The organism is Rheinheimera baltica (assembly GCF_030731985.1).
GTDB lineage: Bacteria > Pseudomonadota > Gammaproteobacteria > Enterobacterales > Alteromonadaceae > Alishewanella > Alishewanella baltica.
This window is the reverse complement of record NZ_JAPJDY010000008.1, coordinates 71646-95833: the sequence shown is the minus strand read 5'-3', so window position 1 is coordinate 95833 and position 24188 is coordinate 71646. Positions and strand designations below refer to the sequence as shown.

The 24188-nt window shown below is 45.7% G+C and carries 21 protein-coding genes; 12 read left to right on the top strand and 9 right to left on the bottom strand.

Translation table 11 applies throughout. The features are described from left to right. Window positions 1–54 precede the first annotated feature (54 nt). The 8 genes from hemA to ORJ00_RS14040 all read left to right on the top strand — a co-directional run bounded on the left by hemA (window position 55) and on the right by ORJ00_RS14040 (window position 8182). On the top strand, window positions 55–1314 hold the full coding sequence (gene hemA / locus ORJ00_RS14075; protein WP_306140148.1) for a glutamyl-tRNA reductase: 1260 nt from the start codon (window positions 55–57) through the stop codon (window positions 1312–1314). 18 nt (window positions 1315–1332) lie between these two features. Beyond that, window positions 1333–2424 (top strand): peptide chain release factor 1, encoded by a 1092-nt coding sequence (gene prfA, locus ORJ00_RS14070; protein ID WP_027670685.1) that lies wholly within the window; start codon window positions 1333–1335, stop codon window positions 2422–2424. Window positions 2425–2427: 3 nt separating this feature from the next. Continuing rightward, window positions 2428–3270 (top strand): peptide chain release factor N(5)-glutamine methyltransferase, encoded by an 843-nt coding sequence (gene prmC / locus ORJ00_RS14065; RefSeq protein ID WP_027670686.1) that lies wholly within the window; start codon window positions 2428–2430, stop codon window positions 3268–3270. 95 nt (window positions 3271–3365) lie between these two features. Then, complete coding sequence (locus tag ORJ00_RS14060; RefSeq protein WP_306140147.1) at window positions 3366–4925, top strand: response regulator; 1560 nt, start codon at window positions 3366–3368, stop codon at window positions 4923–4925. Window positions 4926–4977: 52 nt separating this feature from the next. Beyond that, on the top strand, window positions 4978–5358 hold the full coding sequence (locus ORJ00_RS14055) for a SirB2 family protein (protein ID WP_027670688.1): 381 nt from the start codon (window positions 4978–4980) through the stop codon (window positions 5356–5358). Between the two features lie 90 nt (window positions 5359–5448). After that, window positions 5449–6297 carry a 3-deoxy-8-phosphooctulonate synthase gene (gene kdsA, locus ORJ00_RS14050; RefSeq protein WP_027670689.1) on the top strand — a complete coding sequence of 283 codons (849 nt, stop codon included), beginning with the start codon at window positions 5449–5451 and terminating at the stop codon, window positions 6295–6297. Between the two features lie 119 nt (window positions 6298–6416). Next, window positions 6417–7430 carry a M14 family zinc carboxypeptidase gene (locus ORJ00_RS14045; protein ID WP_240474850.1) on the top strand — a complete coding sequence of 338 codons (1014 nt, stop codon included), beginning with the start codon at window positions 6417–6419 and terminating at the stop codon, window positions 7428–7430. After that, complete coding sequence (locus ORJ00_RS14040) at window positions 7421–8182, top strand: alpha/beta fold hydrolase (protein ID WP_306126951.1); 762 nt, start codon at window positions 7421–7423, stop codon at window positions 8180–8182. Before ORJ00_RS14045 ends, ORJ00_RS14040 begins: the two co-directional genes overlap by 10 nt. A 61-nt stretch (window positions 8183–8243) precedes the next feature. Here ORJ00_RS14040 and ORJ00_RS14035 read toward each other — a convergent pair whose 3' ends face one another. Further along, a complete protein-coding gene (locus ORJ00_RS14035) occupies window positions 8244–8456 on the bottom strand; it encodes an RNA-binding S4 domain-containing protein (RefSeq protein WP_027670692.1) in 213 nt (70 codons plus the stop codon). 16 nt (window positions 8457–8472) lie between these two features. Continuing rightward, on the bottom strand, window positions 8473–9171 hold the full coding sequence (locus ORJ00_RS14030; RefSeq protein WP_305975768.1) for a tRNA-uridine aminocarboxypropyltransferase: 699 nt from the start codon (window positions 9169–9171) through the stop codon (window positions 8473–8475). A 91-nt stretch (window positions 9172–9262) separates the two neighbouring features. Here ORJ00_RS14030 and ORJ00_RS14025 point away from each other — a divergent pair, with 91 nt between their 5' ends. Continuing rightward, window positions 9263–10183 (top strand): pseudouridine synthase, encoded by a 921-nt coding sequence (locus tag ORJ00_RS14025; protein ID WP_306140146.1) that lies wholly within the window; start codon window positions 9263–9265, stop codon window positions 10181–10183. Window positions 10184–10310: 127 nt separating this feature from the next. Beyond that, window positions 10311–11954: a methyl-accepting chemotaxis protein gene (locus ORJ00_RS14020; protein ID WP_306140145.1), complete on the top strand. Its 1644-nt coding sequence runs from the start codon at window positions 10311–10313 to the stop codon at window positions 11952–11954. Window positions 11955–12071: 117 nt separating this feature from the next. Here ORJ00_RS14020 and ORJ00_RS14015 read toward each other — a convergent pair whose 3' ends face one another. The 4 genes from ORJ00_RS14015 to aceK form a co-directional block, all read right to left on the bottom strand. Continuing rightward, entirely contained in the window at window positions 12072–12518 is a 447-nt protein-coding gene (locus tag ORJ00_RS14015) for a YaiI/YqxD family protein (RefSeq protein WP_306140144.1), read from the bottom strand. Window positions 12519–12526: 8 nt separating this feature from the next. Further along, window positions 12527–13915: an ATP-binding protein gene (locus ORJ00_RS14010; protein ID WP_306140143.1), complete on the bottom strand. Its 1389-nt coding sequence runs from the start codon at window positions 13913–13915 to the stop codon at window positions 12527–12529. Beyond that, on the bottom strand, window positions 13848–14060 hold the full coding sequence (locus tag ORJ00_RS19030) for a two-component regulator propeller domain-containing protein (RefSeq protein ID WP_370304653.1): 213 nt from the start codon (window positions 14058–14060) through the stop codon (window positions 13848–13850). Before ORJ00_RS19030 ends, ORJ00_RS14010 begins: the two co-directional genes overlap by 68 nt. 135 nt (window positions 14061–14195) lie before the next feature. Next, window positions 14196–15947, bottom strand: a complete 1752-nt coding sequence (gene aceK / locus ORJ00_RS14005; RefSeq protein WP_306126955.1) for a bifunctional isocitrate dehydrogenase kinase/phosphatase — start codon at window positions 15945–15947, stop codon at window positions 14196–14198. A 271-nt stretch (window positions 15948–16218) separates the two neighbouring features. Between aceK and ORJ00_RS14000 the strand changes: the two genes are divergently transcribed. Continuing rightward, window positions 16219–17307, top strand: a complete 1089-nt coding sequence (locus tag ORJ00_RS14000) for a porin (protein ID WP_306126956.1) — start codon at window positions 16219–16221, stop codon at window positions 17305–17307. Between the two features lie 9 nt (window positions 17308–17316). After that, complete coding sequence (locus ORJ00_RS13995) at window positions 17317–17727, top strand: type 2 periplasmic-binding domain-containing protein (RefSeq protein WP_305977887.1); 411 nt, start codon at window positions 17317–17319, stop codon at window positions 17725–17727. Window positions 17728–17761: 34 nt separating this feature from the next. On the opposite strand, the gene ORJ00_RS13990 is transcribed toward ORJ00_RS13995, so the two are convergent. From ORJ00_RS13990 to ORJ00_RS13980, 3 genes are all read right to left on the bottom strand, one after another. Then, window positions 17762–19162, bottom strand: coding sequence for a YfcC family protein (locus tag ORJ00_RS13990; RefSeq protein WP_306140142.1), 1401 nt, complete (start codon window positions 19160–19162; stop codon window positions 17762–17764). Window positions 19163–19351: 189 nt separating this feature from the next. Beyond that, on the bottom strand, window positions 19352–23155 hold the full coding sequence (putA, locus tag ORJ00_RS13985) for a bifunctional proline dehydrogenase/L-glutamate gamma-semialdehyde dehydrogenase PutA (protein WP_306140141.1): 3804 nt from the start codon (window positions 23153–23155) through the stop codon (window positions 19352–19354). Window positions 23156–23507: 352 nt separating this feature from the next. Further along, entirely contained in the window at window positions 23508–24188 is a 681-nt protein-coding gene (locus ORJ00_RS13980) for an endonuclease/exonuclease/phosphatase family protein (RefSeq protein ID WP_027670702.1), read from the bottom strand.

The window sequence follows — 24188 nt, the reverse complement described above, 5'->3', positions numbered from 1 at the left end:
GCTGTGCTTTTCTTAGTTAGGGCTTTTTCGTACAATCCGCCCCTGACGATTCTAATGATACAGGTGATATCCATTTTCGCTCTCGGCATTAACCATAAAACGGCACCCGTTGCCCTGCGCGAACAAGTTGCGTTTGCGCCTGAGCAAGTGTCGCAAGCCTTGCGCGAACTGACTACTGCCACCAGTATTTCAGATGCAGTGATTTTATCTACCTGTAACCGAACTGAATTGTATTTTAACGGCAGTGCGAGCCAAGCGGAACAGGTAATTGTCTGGTTGGCACAATTTCATGCCGTTGACGGCAGTGAGTTGCAACAACATTTATACTTGCATCAGGATAATGCGGCTGCCGAACACCTTATGCAAGTCGCTTCTGGTTTAGATTCACTCGTGCTGGGTGAGCCGCAAATTCTTGGTCAGGTAAAACAAGCGTATAATCAGGCGCGCAATGCCGGTACGGTGAATCCGCAGTTTGAGCGTTTGTTTCAAAAGACTTTTGCCGTGGCGAAGCAGGTACGCACGGATACCGAAATTGGTGCCAATGCGGTGTCTGTTGCTTTTGCTGCGGTAAGCTTAGCCAAGCAAATTTTTGGTAATTTAAGCAAGGTACGGGTGTTATTGATTGGTGCAGGCGAAACCATTGAACTGGTTGCTAAGCATTTACAAGAGCAAGGCGCTGGCGCTTTGGTTGTGGCAAATCGCACCTATGAGCGCGCTGTATTGCTGGCGGAGCAATTTGACGCGGCAGCCATTACGTTGGCGCAGGTGCCCGCCAAACTGGCTGAAGCCGATATTGTTATCAGCTCGACAGCGAGTACGTTACCTATTGTTGGTAAAGGTATGGTTGAGCAAGCATTAAAACGGCGTAAACATAAACCGATGTTTTTAGTAGATTTAGCTGTGCCGCGTGATATTGAACAGCAGGTGGCAGAACTGGAAGATGCCTATCTTTATACCGTAGATGATTTGCAAACCATCGTGGAGCAAAATCTAAGTAACCGTCAGCAAGCGGCTGATCAGGCCAGGTTAATGATCCGTGCAGGTGTTGCAGAGTTTGCACAGTGGTTGACATTGCAAGGTAGTGTGGACTGGGTGAGGGATTATCGCCAGCGCTGTGAAGACATCCGGGCAGAGTTATTAGCGAAGGCGGTTAACCAATTATCTGCAGGTCAGGACGCAGAAAAAGTCCTGGCTGAAATGTCGACTAAACTAAGTAATCGACTGATGCACAGTCCAACCAAAGCCATCCGCCAGTTAGGGCAGGATGATGAATTGAATAAACAAACCATGATCAACACCTTGTTAGATCTGTAATTGAGCATATAAAACACCATGAAAGAATCGGTATATCGAAAGCTGGAAGGTTTGTCTGAGCGCTATGAAGAGGTGCAGGCATTATTAAGTGACGCAGGTGTAATTAGTGATCAAAGCCGGTTTCGTGAACTGTCTAAAGAGTACAGCCAACTGGAAGATATCAGTAAAGCCTTTGCTGACTATCAACAAGCTCAGCAAGATTTAAGCTCGGCTGAAGAGATGCAAAAAGACAGCGACCCGGACATGCGAGAAATGGCGCAGGAAGAATATAAAACGGCCAAAGAGCGCATTGAGCAGTTAGATCAAGATCTGCAAATTTTGCTGTTGCCAAAAGATCCCAACGACAACAACAGCTGTTTTATTGAAATACGTGCCGGTGCAGGCGGTGACGAAGCGGCTATTTTTGCTGGCGATGTATTTCGGATGTACAGCCGTTTTGCTGAAAAGCGGCGCTGGAAACTGGAAGTTATCAGCGCTAGTGATGGCGAGCATGGTGGTTTTAAAGAAATTATCGCCAGTGTGCAAGGTGAGGGCGCTTATGGCACGCTGAAATTTGAATCTGGCGGCCATCGTGTGCAACGCGTACCAGCAACAGAATCACAGGGCCGGGTGCATACGTCAGCTTGTACTGTAGCCATAATGCCGGAAATTCCGGAAAGTGAAGCCATCGAAATTAACCCGGCCGATTTAAAAGTGGATACGTTTCGCGCATCTGGTGCCGGTGGTCAGCACGTAAACCGGACTGACTCTGCCATTCGTATTACCCACTTACCTACCGGCATTGTGGTGGAATGTCAGGATGAGCGTTCACAACATAAAAACCGTGCCCGTGCCATGAGCGTGTTGCAATCACGCATTCAGGCCGCAGAAGACGAAAAGCGCCGCTTAGTGGAAGAATCAACCCGACGCTCGTTAGTGGGCAGTGGTGACCGCTCAGAGCGCATTCGCACTTACAATTTCCCGCAAGGGCGTTTAACGGATCATCGTATCAACCTTACCATTTACCGGTTAAATGAAGTTATCGAAGGCGATTTGGATCAAGTACTAGAGCCGCTGAAGCATGAACATCAGGCTGACTTGTTAGCGGCACTGGCGGACGAGAATCGTTAAGTGATGGCGCTGGTGCAAACACTCGGTGAGTGGTTAAAGCAAAGCCAGCAAGAGCTTGCTGCTGTTTGTTCGACGCCCGGTATTGACGCTCGGTTATGTCTGAGCCATGTGTTACAGGTTAGCAATAGCTACCTGTACAGCTACCCCGAACGTATATTAACCCTTGCAGAGCTAACACAACTTAACGATTTACTGACTAAACGGCTGCAAGGGCACCCACTGGCTTATCTATTTGGCTACTGGCACTTTTTCGGTTTAACCCTAAAAGTGTCGCCATCAACTCTCATTCCGCGGCCAGATACGGAAATTTTGGTTGAGTACGTGCTGGGGTTGGCGCTGCCCAATAAAGCTAAGGTGCTAGATCTGGGCACGGGGACTGGTGCAATTGCATTGGCTCTGGCGCAGCAGCGTCAGCAGTGGCAAGTAACGGCTGTAGACTATATTAGTGACGCGGTGGCGCTGGCTGAGACTAATCGAGTGGCGTTAGCCATTACAAACTGTCGCATGTTACAAAGTAACTGGTTTGACGCACTGCAGGGCGAGCAGTTTGATCTGATTGTTAGTAATCCGCCTTATATCGATCCGCAAGACCCTCATTTAATTGCCCTGAAACATGAACCCCTCACTGCACTAACAGCGGCTAACAACGGCATGGCCGATATTGTCCAGATTGTCACCCAGGCGCAATCACATCTTAATGCTGGCGGTTGGTTATGGCTGGAGCATGGCTATAACCAAGCCGAAGCAGTTCAACACTTGCTGCAGCAGGCCGGTTTTACCTCGGTTGAGTCGAAACGTGATTACGGCAACAACTGGCGTATTAGTGGTGGTCAAAAGCGCGGTTAATCGCTGTTTTTAACGACTTTTCTTTGACCGCTGTAGCATTCCGTCATATAACTTAATCACTATCTTTATGCCGAATGAGTGCTAAGGAACCGCGGATGAGTTATGACTTTTTATTTGCTGAAGAAACTGATCAAGTCGAGCCAATAATCAATGGCAGCTGGAAAATATTAATTGTTGATGATGAGCCTGAAGTACACGCTGTTACCAAGCTCGCATTAAGCGACTTTACGTTTCAAGGTAAAAATCTGACTTTTCTTAGTGCTTATTCGGGCGCAGAAGCTAAGAAACTGATTGCTGAGCACCCCGACGCGGCAATTATTTTGCTGGACGTGGTGATGGAAACGGACGACGCGGGTTTGCTGGTAGCCAGTTATGTACGGGAGGAGCTGCATAACGAGCATGTCAGAATTATCCTACGTACCGGTCAGCCGGGCCAGGCGCCAGAGCGGCAAGTCATTATCAATTATGATATTAATGACTACAAATCGAAGACAGAATTGACAGCACAAAAACTGTTTACCGTGATTATGTCCAGTTTGCGCTCATACCGCGATATTTTGTCTTTAGAGCAAAGCCGGCAAGGGCTGGAAAAAATCATTAATGCGTCGGCTGATTTATTCACCTCACACTCGATGGAGCAGTTTATTGATGGTGTGCTGCAACAGCTCACGTCAATACTGGGTTGTAACGAAGATGCGTTGTTAGTCAGTTCATCTTTAGTTGCCGGAAATATTAGCGGAGATGTATCAGATCCGCATCGACTGGTGGTGTTTGCCGGTCAGGGCGAGTTTGAGCGTAAAGAAGGGAAACCGGTGCAAGACGTATTGGCACCAGAGCTAATGGACGCCTTTGAAGTAGCGTTAAATTCTCGTGGCATTGTTTATCGGGACAATTATTTGGTGGCATATTGCACCAGCAAATTTACTCACGGCTCTTTATTGTATATTTCCGGCCTGCCTGGCGTTATGACAGAAAATCAGAAAAAGTTAATCGAGTTGTTTTCGCAAAATGTGCAAATTGCATACGAAAATGTGCAACTGCAGCATGAGGTAGAAGATACCCAACGCGAAATTGTTTACCGCTTAAGTGAAGCCGTTGAACATCGTTCTATTGAAACCGGTAACCATGTAAAACGGGTTGCCTTTATTTGTTATGACCTGGCTAAAGCCTATGGATTAACTGAAGAGGAAGCCGAGCGGTTAATGTTTGCCGCGCCATTGCATGATGTAGGTAAAGTCGGTATTCCTGATGGCATCTTAAACAAGCCGTCTAAATTGCAGGATCACGAATGGGAAGTAATGAAAACTCACTCCAGCATTGGTTACAACATTTTAAAAGACTCTAAACGTAGCATTATTCAAGCTGGCGCTATTATTGCGTTAGACCATCATGAAAAATGGGATGGTTCAGGTTATCCCAGTGGTAAGAAAGGCGAGGATATTCATATCTATGGCCGTATTGCGGCCTTGGCAGATGTGTATGACGCTCTACGACATCGACGTTGTTATAAATCTGCGTGGGAACTAGAGCAGGTAAAAACGTGGATTGAGTCAGAATCAGGAAAGCAGTTTGACCCTAAATTGGTAGAAATCTTTAATAACCGGGTCGACAAACTAGAGGCAATACTGCAAAAATACCCCGATAGCGACGAATAGCCTAACAGCCAGCATCCGCTGGCTGTTTTTTTACTTGAAGAGGATAAGCTTAATGTATATGGCGTTTAAACATATTCACCTGTTAATGGTTGTGCTGAGTGTGAGTTTTTTACTGGTTCGTTTTGCGATGAGTTTAAAACCTGCTGCAATATTACAAAGTAAATTTTTTAAAATTGCCCCACATGTTATCGACACCTTTTTACTTCTGAGCGCTGTTATGTTGATGCTGACATTACAACAATACCCGTTTGTGCAGCCTTGGCTAACAGAAAAACTTATTGCGGTTATTGCTTATATTGTATTGGGTGTCATGGCGTTTAAAGGCCGTACCGCCTATATACGCTGGCTGTGTTTTCTCGGTGCGTTGGGTTGGTTAGGATTGGTACTACGCGTGGCCATGACAAAGCAACCCGTATTTTTAACTGCTTTTTAAGCTGACGTTTCTCAGTGTAAGTTTTGGCAGTGTAAATTTCGGCAGTGTAAATTTTGCCTTTGAAAACGGGCAACTCAATTGAGATTAATTATGACAGGGCAAATTATTCAAGTAGGAGCTACCAAAGTAGCCAACCATTTACCGTTCGTGTTGTTTGGTGGCATGAACGTATTGGAATCGCGTGATTTAGCCATGCGTATTGCGGAGCACTATGTTGAGGTAACCACTAAGCTTGGCATACCTTATGTGTTTAAAGCGTCATTTGACAAGGCTAACCGCTCGTCGGTGCACTCTTATCGTGGCCCTGGCATGGAAGAAGGTTTAAGAATTTTTGAAGAAATAAAACATACCTTCAAGGTGCCGTTAATTACTGATGTGCACGAAACACATCAGGCGGCACCGGTTGCCGAAGTCGTGGATGTTATTCAATTACCCGCATTTTTAGCCCGGCAAACCGATTTAGTGGTTGCTATGGCTAAAACCGGTGCGGTTATTAATGTGAAAAAACCGCAGTTTTTGGCACCGCACGAAATGCGTCATATCATCACCAAGTTTAAAGAAGCCGGTAACGAGCAGGTTATATTGTGCGAACGTGGTAGCTGCTTTGGCTATAACAATCTTGTGGTTGATATGCTGGGGATGGACGAAATGAAGCAGTACGGTCCGGTTATTTTCGACGCGACCCACGCGTTGCAAAAACCAGGTGGGCGTGAAAGCTCGGCAGATGGACGCCGCGCTCAGGCTGCACAACTGGCGCGTTCTGGCATGGCATTGGGGCTGGCCGGTTTGTTTATCGAAGCTCACCCAGAGCCAAATCTGGCAAAGTGTGATGGCCCTTGCGCGCTACCATTAGCCAAGCTGGAAGATTATTTGTTGCAGATGAAAGCTGTGGACGATTTGGTTAAAAGCTTTGCGCCTTTGGATACGGCTGCCAATTAATAATCTTATGCCAAATGTTGCTCTAGGGGCAGCGTTTGGTAAACCTTCATAAAACTGCCATTTTTCTGTTGTGATGCTCAGGTAAGCTATCGCTTAAGCGTTATTGACGGAATATTCTGTTGCTGTCTTCCACTGATACAGTCTTACCTGAACTACAACAGCTTGAGCAGTTAATCGCTCAAGCTCCTGATCAATTGCATGTTGAAGTGTTGGCGCAGGTGCCGCATATGGCACAGCAATTACCACTATATTTGTTGTCTTTGGGTAACCCCGAACCGACCTTACCTGCAATTGTACTGGTGGGGGGAGTGCATGGTCTTGAACGCATTGGCACTCAGGTGGTGTTAGCCTATCTGCAAACATTATTAAGCCGTCTTTCCTGGGATCTGTGTCTGCAACATACTCTTCAACAGTGCCGAATTCATTTTATTCCTTTGGTTAATCCGGCGGGTATGGCAAATGGGTGGCGTGCTAATGGCAATAGCGTAGATTTAATGCGTAATGCCCCTGTTGAGTGCACTGAGGGCGCTGCATGGCTGGTGGGTGGTCAGCGCATTAGCCGCGCTATTCCCTGGCACCGTGGCCGCAGCGACAAAATGGAAACTGAAAGTAGTGCTGTGACAGACTTTATTCAGCGTGAGCTGTTTAAGCGGCCATTTTCGCTGGTACTGGATTGTCATTCCGGTTTCGGTACTACTGACAGGCTTTGGTTTCCTTACGCTAAAAGCCGACGCGAGCCAATAGCTCATTTGGCAGAAATGTACCGGTTGCGGCAATTACTGGCGCAAACCTATCCGCATCAAAATTATATTTTTGAACCTCAGGCCCAACATTATTTATGTCATGGTGACTTGTGGGACTATTTGTATGATTTAGCCTTGGCGCACAATACCACTATGCTGCCGCTGACATTAGAGATGGGATCGTGGAATTGGGTACGTAAAAACCCGTTTCAACTGTTGTCCAGTTTAGGCATGTTTCACCCCGTGAAACCGCATCGCGTTAAAAGGGTGCTGCGCAGCCATCTTATTTTAATTAATTTCCTAATTAACAGTACGATGTCTTATCACAATTGGCTACCCAAGGCTAATCGTGAGCAACTAAACGCAGCGGCCAGGCAGTTATGGTATTAAAAGACTCTACGCCAATACTCCTGATCCGTGGGCTTACACGTGAACAGCGGCATTGGGGCACATTTAAAACTGAATTAGCGGCTACGCTACCTAATCCGGTGCTAAGTTTTGATTACGCGGGTACCGGCGATTTATATCAGCTGCGCTCACCGGGTAATATCGCCGGCTTGCGCCAATCAGTTCAGGAGCAGTTGCTAAAAGCACCAGAATTTAACGGCAAGGTGCATTTGGTTGCGATATCACTAGGGGGGATGTTAGCTGCTGATTGGGCTCTGCAATATCCGCATCAAATTGCCTCCTTAACCCTGATTAACAGCAGTGCCAGATCTTTATCGCCATTTTATCAGCGCTTACGTTGGCAGAATTACGTATCGATATTACGCGGCGCGTTTATGGGCGCAGCGAAGCGGGAACAGATGATTTTGCAGTTAACCAGCGCCAAGCCAGCAGAGCACGCCAGTGTTGTCACTAGCTGGCAGCAGTGGCAGCAACAAAGGCCAGTGAGTAAGTTAAATGCGCTGCGTCAGTTATGGGCGGCGAGCAGATTTATGGTTAAGCCTCTACCGCAACGCGACATTTTATTACTTAGCAGCCGTGGCGATACTCTGGTTAGCTCACAGTGCTCCAGCGATTTAGCACGCTATTGGCAAGCGCCGCATATTCAGCATCCCTGGGCTGGTCACGATTTACCTCTGGATGATGCCAGCTGGCTTTGTGCTCAGCTAGCTGCGTTTATAAGTCAACAGAACTAGGCAAACAATAATTGGCAAATAATAATTAGCAACCAATTATTAGCAAGCAATAGCCACAACGTTACAGCAAGCGCATTTGCAACTGTTCGTTGCCAAATTCAATTATGTCACCCGCATTTATTTGCCGCCGTTTACGGGTTTCTATTTCGCCGTTCACTTTAACTAAACCGGCATCTATCGCTGCCTTTGCTTCGCCACCGCTGCTAATTAAGCCTTCAAATTTCAAAATTTTATACAGTTCAACTGCAGGTTTACTTAACATTACGTCACGCATTGTTTGGTCTCCGGGGTTAGTCGTTTAATGTACTTGAGTTTAAATGGGGTTTTCCGACAATATAGGCGCGACGAAATACATCAAAGTACGTGGACAACGCGTCGGCAGCCGCCATATCGTTTGCCAGTTTTAGCACCTCAATGGCAACTTCTGCCGTACATAGCTGGTGTAAATGTGCCGCCTCACGCAATTGATAAGCCGAGGCCTGCGAAGGTTGAATACCGAGCACAGGTAAGTTTGCCAGATAGGGGCTTTTAAACATTTTTTTAGCTTCGCGCCAGGTGCCGTCCAGCATAATAAATAACGGCGTTTTACCAGATTGCACCGTAGCTAACGAAAGCGGCGAGTCAATACAACGCTCTGGCGTGGCGTATTGTTGTGGAAATACCACTATTGGCGCGTAATCCGCATTTGCCAGTAAGGCTAGCATGGCAGTATCAGGGCAAGTTCTATCCCAAACATAGGCGTGGTTGTCAGTGATAACATCAGCAATAATCCGGCCGGTATTACTGGGTTTATAGCACTCGCCAGTGTACATAATAAAACAAAAAGCGCTGCTGCTTGCTACATTGGGTTTGGCTGCACAAATACATTCAGCTTGAGGCAACAGACACATTTCACAGCGTTTAACTTTACTGCCTCTGGCATTAAACACCCTGGTAGCTTTTGCTAGTTCCTGCGTGCGCAGCAGCAAAACAGAATTTTTATGTGACATCTGGGTTCCAATAGTGGCTTAACGACAAGCGGCGGCTATTGTAACGGCTTTTATGCTACACTGCGCGCTGATTTTTATGCCGGAAAATATCGTGTCGATAGCCCGCCAAGCTTCAGAAATAACCCTGCCAGCTGTCAATGACGGTTGGCAAACCGTGCTGCAGTTTCTCTGCAGTCAGTTTCCGTTTATTGCCGAGCAGACCTGGCGCGAACGTATCGTCCAACACAAGGTGCATTGGTTTGAGGGCGAGGCAATAACAGAGCAAACACCGTTTATGCCAAGCAGGCGCTTATGTTATTACCGTGAAGTGGTTTCCGAGCCGGTTATTCCATTTGAGCATCATATTTTGTATCAGGATGAGCATATTTTAGTGGCAGACAAACCGCATTTTTTGCCGGTGACGCCAGGCGGTGAATATGTCAATGAATGCTTGTTAGCCAGATTAAAACGCCAAACAGGTATAGATGATTTGGTGCCGGTACACCGTTTAGATAGAGAAACTGCGGGTTTGGTGCTGTTTTCGGTTACCCCTGAAAGTCGTGCTCAACTTTACCAGCTTTTCAGTGCCGGAACGGTGTTAAAAACCTACAAAGCAGCAGCGCGATTAACGCAAGACATACAAAATAGTCCCTTCCCACAGCATTGGCATATCGAAAATCGAATTGAAAAAGCTCAACCCCGCTTTATTAACGCTATAGTGCCTGGTGCAGTAAACGCGGTATCTGATATTACCCTCAGCGCCCAATATAACGGTATTGGCGAGTTTACCTTGAGGCCTCATAGCGGAAAAACGCACCAATTGCGCCTTCATATGCAAAGTTTGGGCATGCCAATACTCCATGATAAATATTATCCGCGGTTACTTGCTAAAACGGCATTGCAGTTTGACAACCCGCTGCAGCTATTGGCGGCTGAACTTCGATTTATTCATCCTCTGACCCAGGCCGAACAACAGTTTTACTCCACATTCAGCTTGAATGCGTTGCGTCCGATGAACAAAAAATTACTTTAGAAAATAAATTCTATAATTTCGCTAGGTTACTGATAAAACTTAACTATACTTTCAACGATATAGGCCATTGCCATACACCTTGCACATTTAAACGGTGTGCTTGTCTTAGCGTTAGGATATCGACCTCATGACCAATACATTAAAAAACCTGTCAGTTAAAATGCAAATTTCGTTACCTATTTTGTGTCTTGCACTTTTGATCGTGGTGATTGGCTTGAAAAGTCTGTTCACGATAAATAGTGTTATAGAGCGAACAGATATTGCCATTGATAAATTAAGCCCTGCCACAACCGCTATTTTAAACGCTGACCGTGATTTATATCAGGCTGAATTGGCTTTGAGAGAGTTTGTAGTGTTAAGTGCCAGTGGGATTTCAACCACGGCAACTAAAAAAGATTTTGAGGACAATGTTAAGCAAGCATTTGATCGTATGGAAAAAGCAGTCAGCTTGGTTAAAGAACATGATGTTCGTGTGATGACGTCATCAGACTTCGCAGCGGTTTTTACTAAATGGCGTAGTCTGGCTGAGCAAGTTATCAGCCTGGCACAGCAAAATGACATTACGCAGGCACGAACACTAATTACCGGCGCTGAGGGGAATGCATTTTCTCAATTACGTGAAGAGTATAATGGGTTAGGAGAGCGCATTGAAAACCGCTTAGTTGCGCTAGAGAAAGATTTGTCAGATTATGTTGTTGCACAAAAATCGCTTACTATAACCTTGTTAATTATAGCCATCGCCATTGCAGTATTAACCGTACTGTTTAGCCCTAATCTTATTGTTAAGCCACTTTCACAACTAAAAAATATGGTGAGTGAATTAGCCAGTGTTGGTGGTGACCTAACACAACGGATCCCACTGGATAGTGAAAATGAAATTGGCGATGTTGCAAAGAAAACCAATGCGTTTATTTCAACATTACAATTGATGATGCAAGATGTTCAGCGCAATCTGGTCGAATTGGAGGCTGCTTCAGGCAATATCGCAGAAAAAACAGATAGCACCAGTTATAAAGCTCAGCAACAGACCGAGCATATTGAACAGGTTTTAACTGCTATCCATCAGATGCAACATGCCGTGCAGGAAATTGCCGGTAATTCCTCACTGACCAGCACGGCTACCGAGCAGGCAAATATTGATGCGGACAATTCGAATAAAGTTATTCGTCAGTCGATGAATGAAATTAGTGTGCTGGCGCGTGACATCGACAAAGTGGTTCAGGCCATTTCAGAGCTTGAAACTGAGAGCCGTAATATTGTCTCTGTACTAGAAGTGATTGGCAGCATTGCAGATCAAACCAATTTGCTAGCGTTGAACGCGGCAATAGAAGCTGCCAGAGCCGGCGATGCCGGGCGTGGTTTTGCTGTGGTTGCAGACGAAGTAAGAACGTTGGCATCGCGTACGCAACAATCAACCAAAGATATCCATGACATGATTACGCGCCTGCAAAACGGCGTAAATAGCGCTGTGCAGGCCATGAGTAATGCTAAAACCCAAGTGTCAGAAACTGAACAACATGCAGATTCTGCAAGTCAATATCTTGAGCGCATTGTTACCGGGATAGCCAACATTAATGATATGGCAATACAGATAGCCGCTGCTACCGAACAGCAGTCAACGGTTGCGGAACATGTTAATCAAACCGTAAATGGCATTAGCCAAAATGCAATTGATTTATCAATCTTGGCCAGGGATACCGGGGATGACGGCAATAAAGTACGAAAACTGGTACAAGTGGTAAGTAGTCAGGTTGGTCGTTTTAAAGTCTGACCGTAGTAGATAAACCAATATGCTAAACCGTATTTATCATTTTGGGGTACTGCATTAATTGAGATTATTGCAGTGCCCTTTTATTAATCTATTGTTGATGTAAGGCTGCAGCTTGGTTTAGCGATGACGTTGTAGCAACGTATCTAGTTGATTTGCAAATGCCTGTCTGTCACTTTGATTAAGCGGTGGTGGGCCGCCAGTATGTAGACCACTACCTCGCAGTGTATCCATAAAGTCGCGCATCGTTAGTTTTTGTTTAATCGTATCATTACTATACAATTCGCCTCTTGGGTTTAATGCATAACCGCCTTTTGCCAGCACATCCGCTGCCAGCGGTATATCTGCCGTAATTACTAAATCGCCCGCTTCGCAACGCCTTACTATTTCATTGTCGGCTTCGTCAAAGCCACTACTTACCGTAATGGCCGAGATAAACCGCGAAGGCGGTATCCGCAAAGACTGGTTAGCGACCAACACTAACGGGATCTGTTTACGTTCTGCTGCGCGAAATAGTATGTCTTTGATCACGGTTGGACATGCATCCGCATCTACCCAAATCTTCATTTTATCCTTTATGATTTATTACCTGACTGCGCCGGAAACGTAACATGGAATTGTGCGCCATTACCATTGCTTTGCAGTAATGAAATCTGGCCTGCCATCACTTGTGTGACCAGATTATAACAAAGATGCAATCCAAGACCTTTACACTGAGCGCCTCTTTTGGTGGTAACAAAGGGGTCAAACAAGGTTTCTGTTACGTCAACCGCCACGCCTGATCCATTATCCTGATACAAGAGGGTACATTGCTGCGCTTCATACTCGAAGCTAATGCCAATTTTACCTGGGGTGTTCTTTGAAAAACCGTGTATCAACGAGTTGTTGAGTAAATGCATTAGGACCACTTCTAAGGCTTTAGCGGGGAGCTGCAAATTCAGGTTAGACGGACATATTATTTCAACTTGATGAGGCTGGATACGCGGACCAAGCAACTGAATGCGTTGCTGCAACCATTGGTATACATTGACACTTTCGACCACTTCCATTGTCGCATCAATCGCGACTTCTTTAAAAGATTGCACTAAATCGGCTGACCGGTACAAATTTGACATTAACAACGCCAGGTTTTCCTGACTTTGCTGCAAAAATTGCTGTAACTGAGCACTGGTTAAGCTTTTATGTTCAAATTGTAGCTGAAGTTGGTTAGTGGTTTCTTGCAGCAGGCTACTGGCTGTTACACTAATACCTAAAGGCGTATTAATTTCGTGTGCTATGCCGGCAACCATATGGCCCAATGCCGCCATTTTTTCTTTTTCTGACAACGATTTTTGTACAGCTTTAAGCTCTTGCGTCCGGCTTGCCACCTCTTGTTCCAATTGCTTTGCTTGTCGTTTCAATCGATGGGTGCGCAGCTTCACTATACTGAAAATAGCTAAGACAACTGCGATTAATGCTAGCAATATAAACCAATGGGTTTGCCAAAATGCCGGCAATACCTTTATGGTTAACTCAAGTGTATTGGGACTCCACTGACCAGCCCGGTTGGTGGATTGCACTAACAACCGATAGTTACCTGGCCAAAGGTTGGTGTAGTTCACTTTTCGATGTGACGCGTCGGAGTAACGCCATTCGGTATCAAAGCCGTTAAGTTTATGGCGGTATTTCACGCTAAGAGGCGATGATAAATCTAAGCCAGAAAACTCCACACTAAAGCCCTTTGCTTTCGACGGAATAATCATATTCTTAGTTGATAGTAATACGGGTTTATCATCAATGGTAGCTTGAGTAAGCTGCACTTTGGGCTCGTAACGCCATTTTTCAAATTTATTGGGCTGAACAACTAATACCCCTTCACTACCTCCAAACCAAACAGGCAGGCCGTCAGGAATATTACTATTGTGGGTATACAACAGAAACTGGTATCCATCGTAACAAACCCGATGGCGTGCCGATCCAAACAAAACCCTGCTGGTCCTGCGCTATGCTGGTCACAACATTGTCCGGTATACTGGATGCGTGGCCAACCTGATGAAATAAGCCGGTTTCTGGTAGCGATGAAGAGTAAGCTTGGTCCGGGCTCAATGCGAATAACAATACTATGCTCACCGCCAGGTATTGTTTGAAGGCGCTACACCATAATAATGTTCCTATTTTGATTTTTATCAACGGCTTAGCTCTTGATAGCTTTAGTATTGTAAGTTTCTAATGTAGCAAGTATTAGCGTTAAAGCAATGCTCAGTGCTACTCGATTAGCTCATCTTGTTTTGCCAAATATTGATGATAAAAACGCATGCCATCAGGGTAGGGAAAAATATCTTCCACCACGCCGTCACGGATGTTTTGTTGTTTTTGGCGCCAGTAAGCTGCATCTAATAGTTCTGAGTGTTTACTGAACAGCAAATCACGTATTTGTACTTGTGGTGTTACAAAGGTTGCCATTTGTTCCGGAAAAACATCCCCGGGTGCTGCACATACTGTACCTTCCATAAACAAGGCGTCTTCATAGTTATCTGTTTTAGGGAAGCTTCTAAAATTAACATCCAGCATATACTGCACTTCGTCGTAGTCGTAAAACACAACGCGCTTATGCCGCGTTACACCAAAGTTTTTTAATAGCATGTCGCCCGGAAAAATATTGGCGGCGATCATTTCTTTTATCGCTTTGCCATAATCATCCATGATATGCGCTTTTTCGTCGGTGCTGGCCTGTTCAAGATATAAATTAAGCGGAATCATACGACGCTCAATGTATAAGTGTTTAATAATAATTAAATCGTCTTCAAGGCTTAATGATTCCCCGATCGCGTCTTGTAACTCAAGCAGTAATTCGGCAGAGAAACGACTTTTGGGCAACGCCACATAAGAATATTCCAGCGTATCGGCCATTCTGCCCACGCGGTCGTGCTTCTTAACCAGAAAATAGCGGGCTTTAACGGTATCGCGGCCAAACTCTTTGCTTGGTGCAAATTTGTCTCTAATCACTTTAAACACATAGGGAAATGACGGTAGGGTAAACACCATCATTACCATGCCCCGAATGCCCGGTGCTGCAACAAATTGATCTGTGCTTTTGTGTAAATGCTGAAGTAGTTCGCGATAAAACTCTGTTTTGCCCTGCTTATGTAGTCCTACAGAGGCGTATAGTTCTGCCAGGGTTTTGTGTGGCAAAAGCTCGCGTAAAAAATGTACCAGTGCGGAGGGTACTTGAGTTTCTACCATAAAATAGGCCCGCGAAAAGCCAAAAATAATGGTCATTTGTTGGGCGTCGGTTACGAGTGTATCAATATATAACCCTGCGCCTTCGCGGTGTAATACCGGGATAATAAATGGCTGTTGGCCATCAGGCGTAACCGCACGACCGACAATGTATGCTGCTTTATTGCGGTAGAAAACTGACTTTAAAATATCAAATCGAATTTGATAAATGGGGTGCCTGCCATGGCTGGATTGTGCCATAAAGCTTTTCACAATCAGCCTTATATCCCGATCCAGATTGATGAAGGGGGTGTTGAAACCAAAACTGGACACGATATGGCGAATGGTGTTTTTTAATCCATCTTGTGCTGGAAAGTAGCTGTCATACACTGATGCAATGGGGGCCGGTAAGTGCTGTTTGCTCAGGGTTGATTCAACAAATATATTTTGGTTATGAAAGTACTTGCGGTCAAACAGCTGACAAAATACTGAATTGTAAAATGTTTCTGCCAGTTCAGCCTGAGGATGAAATGCCAGAAATACCATGTAATGTTGTTTAACTTGTTGCCATAACGCTTCATTTAAACATTGTGAGGGAAGTTCAGTAGCTAGGTGGGCAATAGCTTCGGTAACGCGTTGATCATAAAATGAAATACGCTCGGAGCTATCTTGTTGAAATGCGCACCAGTCTGCCAGTTCAAAACGTTGTTTGGCGTTAGCGGTAATCGCCTGAAATAATCCGAAATGGCGGCGGAAGCCCTTTAAAATAATTTCGGCAATTTGTTTCGCCTGGCTCATAACGCCATCCCAATATTTATTGTAGTGCAGACACTCTAATCAGGATGCCATAAAATTGCTAGCAGTAGCCTGCACAATCTACTAATCGCTAGCTATGATGCTGTGTGAGCATAGTAAGTCGCCGGTTTATAGGTTTCAGCTGTAACCAAAATAAGCACAAATACTTAATTTTTCGTACTTTTCCGGCAATTTAGTTTTTGCTGAACTATGTTTAGCCAAAGGTTAAAAAACCTTTGGCTGGGAACATAGCCCAGGAACATTAGGAGTGCTTATGAAAAAGTCACTGTTAAGCGGAATTAGCAGCATTGTATTGTTACTGCCTTACACTGCTATGGCAGAAATCAATATATCAGGTTTCGCTACTATTGCTGGAGGTCGGGTATTAAGCGGGAGTGGGGTGGAGGAGTTTGGTTTACCGCCTACTTTTTTGGCAAATTATCCGCAGGTAGGTGTATACGAAGAAGAGTGGTCGTTTAAACCAGACAGTCGAATGGGCTTGCAACTGTCGGCAGATTTAATGGACGGTTTGAAGGTCACCGGGCAAATTGTAGCCAGAGGTGCCGACGACTTTAATGCCAGTTTTGAATGGGCTTATATCTCTTACCAGCTAAACGACACCTGGACTATTCAGGCCGGTAAGAAACGTTTACCGTTGTACTACTATTCAGACTTTTTTGACGTAGGTTTTGCTTATCTTTGGCTGCGCCCACCAGCGGATAACTATACCTGGCAAATCTTTAACTACACTGGTATTAATGCCCTGTTTAATACTCAACTGGGTAGTTGGGATGTGAGTGGTAACATTTATACCGGACGAGAGGATGACAAAGACAATAAATTGTTATCGCAGTTTTTTGGGTCCAACCCTGTACAGGAGATTTGGAAAGATATTGTTGGTGGTGTGGTGAGCTTCAACCGTGATTGGTTGGATGTACGCCTTACTTATATGACCTATATTAACGAGCGTTATGTTACCAGAGACGGCGTGGTTGAGCGAGTTGACTGGGACGGTGATTTGGAACGGCGCGGTAAATTTGCTGGTATTTCTATCAACATTGATTACAACGACGTGGTGTTGTTAACTGAGCTAAACCAGCTGGATCTCGAAGGCAGCAAATTCGATACCTATATGGTGTCTTTAGGCTATCGTTTTAATAGTATTACGCCTTACATTTCTTATGCTGACTTTGACAGCGATGGAGAGGTTCATAACACCACCAGCCTGGGATTTAGATACGACTTCCACAGCTCAGCTGCTTTTAAACTGCAGTATGATGATGTGAAGGACGACGGCTACGATGGTCTTATGGTCGCGGGAGACAGCAAATCTATTACCTTTGGCGTAGATCTGGTTTTTTAAGGAGGCAGCATGAAAACAATGTTACTTATTAGCAGTTTATTACTGCCAGGTGCAGTACACGCAGCCATCGCTGTGGTAGCGCATCCTTCAAACCAAACCAGCTTAACCCAAGATGATTTGGTGCGGTTGTATACCGGCAAAATGAGCTCATTTCCGGACGGCTCATCTGCTATACCTGTAAATTTAAATGATTCAGCACCGTTAAGGGCTGACTTCGATCAAAAAGCACTGGGACGCTCGTCGAGCCAGGTGAAAGCGTATTGGTCAAAGTTGGTGTTTACCGGCAAAGGCACACCGCCCAAAGAAGTGGCGTCTGATAGCGAAGTGTTGAGTCTGGTCGCGAATAACCCTAACCTTATTGGCTACGTTAGTTCCGACGCGGTATCTGATAACGTTAAGGTTTTACTTACCATCGACTAATAAAAATCGGGCCGGGAATACCGGCCTGATTACATTACATTGGCGGTTGTAGCTCTACGCCATAACCAAACACGACCGCCAACACCAATACCACGGATGATGCCAGCATCAATTTCAGGATTAATGGCAGACAAAAGCGAAACCAATGACCATACGGAATACCGGCAATACCGATAATGCCCATTAGCACAGCGTTGGTGGGGATGATCATATTAGAGAAACCATCGCCAAACTGATATGCCAATACCGCCACTTGTCGTGGAATGTGCAGTAAATCTGCTAATGGCACCATAAGTGGCATGGTAACGTAGGCCTGTCCACTACCTGAGGGTACAAAGAAGTTAAGCAACGTCTGAATAATTAGCATGCCCACCGCTGCGGCTTCTGCACCAACATAGGATAGCGGCAGTGACATACCGTGAACAAGGCTATGTAAAATCTGGCCATCTTCCATTACCAGAGAAATACCACGGGCAACACCAATGAGCATCGCCGTGGTGGTTAGCTCCATTGCGCCATCAATAAACTTTTGCGCAGCGGTATCAGCTGAAATGCGGCCAATAATCGCGGCGAATATGCCCCAGGCAATAAAGCAGGCGCTTAATTCATACAGGTACCAGCCATGCACTTTAATACCGTAAGCGACTAAAGCAATGGTGCCAACAAAACTGGCCAAAATTAGTTTATGGTTTAATGCCAGTGTTGGGTAGTGCACTTCTGTTTTATCACCCAGCGGGCAGGGCAGGTCGGCAACCATAGAGTTGGCCGGATCAGCCAATACGGTTTTGGCATAGCTCCAGACATGATGAAAACCAATTAATACAAAGGGTACAAAAATAGCAAATCGCAGCCAGTTGCCTGACATGGGGGGCAGGTCGGCAATTTGTTGGGCAATCATTACTGTAAAGGGGTTAAAAGCAGACACACCATAACCTATGCCGTAGCCTGCTACTGTCATGCCGACAGCAGTCATGGCATCCAACCGCATAGCCCTGCACAATGCCACCAGGATCAGTACAAAGGGAATGTATTCGCCTGCGGTGCCGATAAAACTTGATGCCATAGCGAAACAAAACACCACCATAAAGATCAACATGTGTGGTTTCTTGCCATGGCGCTCAAGTAAGCGACCAATTAAGGCATCTACGGTACCGGTTGCACGGGCAATAGACAGTACACCACCCAAAATCATCACAAAGAAAATAACATCCTGCGCGCTGGCAAAAGCACGGGGTATGGCCGTTAGTAGTTGCCAAGGTGTCAAATACTGACGTTCTTCTACCAAGGTAAACGTACCGGGAATAACGGCAGTGCGGCCATTGGCTAAGGTTTCTGTAGCAAAAAAGCCTTGTGGTACTAACCAGGTAGCGATCATTGCTAGCACCATCATGCTAAACAGCAATGTAAGCGTGTGAGGTACTTTAAATTTTGCCATGGCTTAAGGTCCCTTTCGAGCGTTGTTAATTACACGTTTTGAGTGCGACACAAATTAAAAAAAACGGAGTCTACCGAAAAATGATCAGCATCACAAACAGTGCTGTAATGCAGTTAAATGCCTGCGGGCCAGCCGAAATAATGGCCCGCAGGATGACGAACAGCAGATGAATAGGGTTAAATTAACCGGTTACTCATCATCCTCAACCATCGTCATTAACGACGTATTTCCGCCAGATGCGGTGGTATCAATACTGATGGTTTTCTCGGTAACCAGTCGTTTAATTAGCGTGTCATAGTACTCTGCACTGATCACCGGCAAAATTGCCCCCTCTCGCTGCGCTAACTGCTCGCTAAAGTAGCCTAGGCGGGATGAGCGTGCTGCAACCACGGCGCCAGCCAAATGCGAATGAGCCAAAATCGCCTGCAATTGGTCCGGCTTAGCAACCTGAAACACACCGGGTGCGACACCCGTGGCAATGAATTTGTCTCTAAAGGCCATGGCCTCTTCAAAAAACAACTCAGACGCTACCGTGATAACCGTATTACCGGCCCCAAGTGCAGTAATAATAGAAATAGCCCAGAAATTAAATGACGTACTCTTATCGGCATAACATACGACGCAGCCACGAGGCTCTATATGCAACGTATTCGACTCACCGGTAGGGCCGGGCAATGTGGTGCACTTGCGCATATGTTTTTCCAGCCGGTTTAGCTGTGCACGGGCATCGGCTAAGGTTAGCGCTAAGTCGTCGGCTAACTCGTCAATAATATCGACAGTGGCTATTTTGGCCAGTAATTGCCGCAATACCGACACGCGATCGTTCAACGGGGTGGCACGCCAGGTTTTTTCATCCCGCATTGAGTTTGCCATCAGCAACTGCACCTGGGCATCAGCATCCGGGTTGTGGTGCAAGTTTAACTGGTCTGGGGTTAAGTTCGTCATCTGCACATTTTCTGGCGAGGCTTTCTCTTTAACCAAACGGAGTAAATAGTTGGGGCCACCGGCTTTGGGGCCCGTGCCAGACAAACCTCTCCCCCCAAATGGCTGCGCACCTACTATGGCACCTATCATATTACGGTTAATGTACACATTACCGGCACGTGACATTTTCGCCAGATAGTTGCAGCGGTCTTCAATACGCGAGTGAATGCCCATTGTTAAACCGTAACCGGTAGCGTTAATCTGGTCGATAACATTATCCAGTTCACTGGCTTTATAGCGGATAACATGCACACAAGGGCCAAAGACTTCACGTTTGAGTAATGACAAATCGCTGATTTCATACAAGCGCGGCGCAAAAAAGAACGCGCCTTGTGTCGCGTTATCCGGAATATCGCATTGATAATGCAACGTGGCTTTGTCGGCTAAATAATCGACATGTTGTTGTAGGGTTTTTAACGCCCTCTCATCGATTACCGGGCCAATATCGGTGCTTAATAGCGCCGGATCGCCCACATGTAATTCTTTTAATGCACCTTTAATCATCTCGATAATGCCATCTGCGACATCTTGCTGAATAAACAGCACTCGCAATGCCGAGCAGCGCTGGCCAGCGCTTTGAAAGCCTGAGCTTATAACATCGTCTACCACTTGCTCTGGCAGGGCAGTGGAGTCCACTATCATGCAGTTTTGGCCGCCAGTTTCGGCGATAAGCGGTACCTGAATATCATTACGGGCGGCCAGCGTACGGGAGATTAGGCTACCCGTTTCGGTTGAGCCGGTAAACATCACTGCCTGAATACGGGCATCGGGCAGCAAGGTATTGCCTACGTCACTGCCTCGGGCAATGACAGCTTGTACTACGTGTTCTGGTAAGCCAACGGCATGCATTAACTCAATGGCCCGCAAAGCAATAAGACAGGTTTGCTCTGCTGGCTTGGCAATGACGGTATTACCGGTAACGATAGCGGCAGCGACCTGACCTAAAAATATTGCCAGAGGGAAATTCCACGGGCTGATACACAGCACGACCCCCCGCGGTTCAAAACGTTCGTCTTTGGCCAGCTCTTCTGCCCGGGCGGCGTAATAGCGACAAAAATCTACTGCTTCACGTACTTCGTCAATGCCATCTTGTGCCACTTTTCCGGCTTCTTTTATACAAATAGCCACCAGTTCGTCATGATGACGCTCTAAAATATCCGCGATGCGGCGCAGCAAGTTTGCACGTTGGGTAATGGGTGTTTGTGACCAACTGCTAAATGCGGCATCAGCATTGCTCAGCATCTTTTGCATATCATCGGCATTATGCAAGGTAAAATGGCCGATAATCTCCTGCCGATTGGCTGGGTTTCTCACAGCTGATGCACCAGCAGGAATATCGCTTTGCGCAAACCGATGTTCAGCTAACCAGTTGTCAAGGTTCGCTTTAAACGGCAATAAGGTGTCTATATCCGTTAAATCTAAGCCTTTTGAGTTAGCCCGTTCAGCGCCGTATAAATCAACGGGCATTTTAATTTGCGTGTTGTACTTATTGCGTAGGCCTTGCAGGGTTTCTACGGGGTCGGGCAATAACGCTTCAACGGGTTGGCTTGTATCCACTATGGCATTAACGAAAGACGAGTTAGCGCCATTTTCCAGTAAACGGCGTACCAGATAGGCCAGCAGGTTTTCGTGTTCGCCTACCGGGGCATAAACCCGACACTGAATTTTCTCAGCACTGACAATTTGATCAAACAGAGATTCGCCCATACCGTGTAAACGTTGAAATTCAAAACCGCTGTTGTTGCCTTTAGCTACTTCTAAAATGGTGGCCGCTGTGTAGGCGTTGTGCGTGGCAAATTGTGGGTACAACACATCTCGCGCTTCCAGCAGCTTAATGGCGCAGGCTTTGTAAGACACGTCTGTAGACGCTTTGCGGGTAAATACCGGATAGTGATCAAGGCCTTTTTGCTGAGTGGTTTTAATTTCAGTGTCCCAGTAAGCGCCTTTTACCAGTCGTACCATCAATTTACGGTTAACTTTGCGGGCTAAATCGGTTAGCCATTCAATGACAAAAATTGCGCGCTTTTGATAGGCTTGAACGGCCAGGCCAAAGCCGCTCCAGTCACCCAACTCGTCGTCGCTTAATATGGCTTCAATGATATCCAGCGAAATATCTAAGCGGTCGGCTTCTTCTGCATCGACGGTAAAACCAATATCGTAGCTTTTAGCAACTAACACCAAGGCTTTAAGCTTAGGTAGTAGCTCAGCCATTACCCGCTCGCGATGGCTGAACTCATAACGTGGATGAATAGCAGACAGCTTTACTGAAATGCCAGGGCTTTTTATCGGTCCTTTGCCGTTGGCTGCTTTGCCAATTGCATTAATAGCAGTTAAGTAACTTTGGTAGTAGCGATCAGCGTCCTGCATAGTGCGGGCACCTTCACCCAGCATGTCATAGGAGTACACATAGCCTTTTTGCTCTGTATCGGCGGCCCGGCTAATCGCATCATCAATGGTTGTGCCCATGACAAACTGTTTGCCCATAATTTTCATGGCATAGTTAACTGACTTTCTGATCACGGGTTCACCTAAGCGGCCCAGGGTTTTTTTCAGTATGCCAAATTGCTTAGCCTTGGTTTTATCGTTGTAATTCACCATTTTACCGGTAACTAACAACCCCCAGGAAGAAGCATTAACAAACAAGGAGTCGCTGCTACCTAAATGTGAGCTCCAATCGCCTTTGGCTAACTTATCGCGGATCAAGGCTTCCTGAGTGCTTTTATCGGGCACACGTAGTAAGGCTTCGGCCAGACACATCAGAACCACGCCTTCTTCGCTAGATAACGAAAATTCATTTAACAGTGCATCAATGCCACCCTGGCCGTCCTGATCTTTTCGAATAGTATGGACAATCTGCCGTGCCCGCTCCCAGGCGCGGCTGCGGGCTTTTACACCGACTTCCGCTAAAGGTAACAGGTGATCAAGAACGGTATTCTCGTCGATACGGTAAAAATCACGAATTTTTTGTCGTAGTGCGCATTGGGTGGTTAAATCAGCATTAAATAACATAAGTCAGCCTGTAACAGGGGCATAGCACAACAGTAGGTGCAAAGCCGAGTGAGCAATTATCTATCAGGGTCATAAAACCTTGAGGCTATACTAATGAAAATGCGGCAAAATTGGCTGGTTTATTTTGCGGTAAAAACCATAATTAACATGGCTATAATTTGGTTTTGCAGCATAAAATGCTGCTATTTTGGCTTTGTTGTAGTTGTTGCTATGTAATATCGGCGGCTATGGCCTGTAAAATGTTTTACTGATTCGTTGAGCTGAATCGTTTTGCTTAATAATTGTTTAGTTGAACAGGTCCATTCGAAAACGTTAAAATATTATCAGTTAAAGTTGCCATTTCGATAAGGCCTTAGTCTGCCTGATAAACGACTGGTTTATGATCCGGCCCCGACATATCTGAATAAGCCGGGTTCCATTTCATAGGGTTAGCCAAATCAAAGCCGCTAACCTGGGTATTTTTCCCCGCAATACACCAATCTAAAATACCACCTTTACGCTGTGTACAATCTTGCCAATAACTATAAGCATGTGCTCCTGCAGGCATAGCAAGTTGGTTGTACTTACTGTAATCCCAATTCATATCGCCGGTGATGAGCCAATTAGAGGTGCTATTGTGCTCTAGTATTAAGGCTGCCCATTCAATTTGGCTTTTCGTTAAATTGGTCTGCCCGGATTTAAAGTGTGCAAAACCAACATAGGTTCCTTGTAAGGAAAAAATGCTTAGGCTGCGATTCAAATAACGCAGCGGAATATCCTGGATCCACTGAATCGTTTGATTTGTACGAAACATAATAACGTAGTCGTTACTGTAGCCGCCATGAACAGTATGAATAGTGTAATCAGGATACACCTGTTGCAGAAAACTAATGTAGTCCAGTGAGCGTGCGCTATGTACTTCACACAAAAACAGCACGTCTGCGCCAAGGCCATCTGAAGCACAAAGTTGGTGAATAAAGTCAGAGACTTTACTTTGTTTCTCCAAAGACGAAGATTGGCCATTTTTTTCTAAATTCCAGCTTGCAATGATCAT

Excerpts from the sequence above, each read along its gene's own strand:
- prfA (WP_027670685.1), top strand. The coding sequence starts at position 1,333 with ATGAAAGAATCGGTATATCGAAAGCTGGAAGGTTTGTCTGAGCGCTAT.
- ORJ00_RS13980 (WP_027670702.1), bottom strand. The coding sequence starts at position 24,188 with ATGATCATTGCAAGCTGGAATTTAGAAAAAAATGGCCAATCTTCGTCT.
- ORJ00_RS14000 (WP_306126956.1), top strand. The coding sequence starts at position 16,219 with ATGAAAAAGTCACTGTTAAGCGGAATTAGCAGCATTGTATTGTTACTG.
- ORJ00_RS13990 (WP_306140142.1), bottom strand. The coding sequence starts at position 19,162 with ATGGCAAAATTTAAAGTACCTCACACGCTTACATTGCTGTTTAGCATG.
- ORJ00_RS14030 (WP_305975768.1), bottom strand. The coding sequence starts at position 9,171 with ATGTCACATAAAAATTCTGTTTTGCTGCTGCGCACGCAGGAACTAGCA.
- ORJ00_RS14035 (WP_027670692.1), bottom strand. The coding sequence starts at position 8,456 with ATGCGTGACGTAATGTTAAGTAAACCTGCAGTTGAACTGTATAAAATT.
- ORJ00_RS14020 (WP_306140145.1), top strand. The coding sequence starts at position 10,311 with ATGACCAATACATTAAAAAACCTGTCAGTTAAAATGCAAATTTCGTTA.
- prmC (WP_027670686.1), top strand. The coding sequence starts at position 2,428 with ATGGCGCTGGTGCAAACACTCGGTGAGTGGTTAAAGCAAAGCCAGCAA.
- ORJ00_RS14015 (WP_306140144.1), bottom strand. The coding sequence starts at position 12,518 with ATGAAGATTTGGGTAGATGCGGATGCATGTCCAACCGTGATCAAAGAC.
- kdsA (WP_027670689.1), top strand. The coding sequence starts at position 5,449 with ATGACAGGGCAAATTATTCAAGTAGGAGCTACCAAAGTAGCCAACCAT.
- ORJ00_RS14060 (WP_306140147.1), top strand. The coding sequence starts at position 3,366 with ATGAGTTATGACTTTTTATTTGCTGAAGAAACTGATCAAGTCGAGCCA.
- putA (WP_306140141.1), bottom strand. The coding sequence starts at position 23,155 with ATGTTATTTAATGCTGATTTAACCACCCAATGCGCACTACGACAAAAA.
- aceK (WP_306126955.1), bottom strand. The coding sequence starts at position 15,947 with ATGAGCCAGGCGAAACAAATTGCCGAAATTATTTTAAAGGGCTTCCGC.
- ORJ00_RS14055 (WP_027670688.1), top strand. The coding sequence starts at position 4,978 with ATGTATATGGCGTTTAAACATATTCACCTGTTAATGGTTGTGCTGAGT.
- ORJ00_RS13995 (WP_305977887.1), top strand. The coding sequence starts at position 17,317 with ATGAAAACAATGTTACTTATTAGCAGTTTATTACTGCCAGGTGCAGTA.
- hemA (WP_306140148.1), top strand. The coding sequence starts at position 55 with ATGATACAGGTGATATCCATTTTCGCTCTCGGCATTAACCATAAAACG.
- ORJ00_RS14040 (WP_306126951.1), top strand. The coding sequence starts at position 7,421 with ATGGTATTAAAAGACTCTACGCCAATACTCCTGATCCGTGGGCTTACA.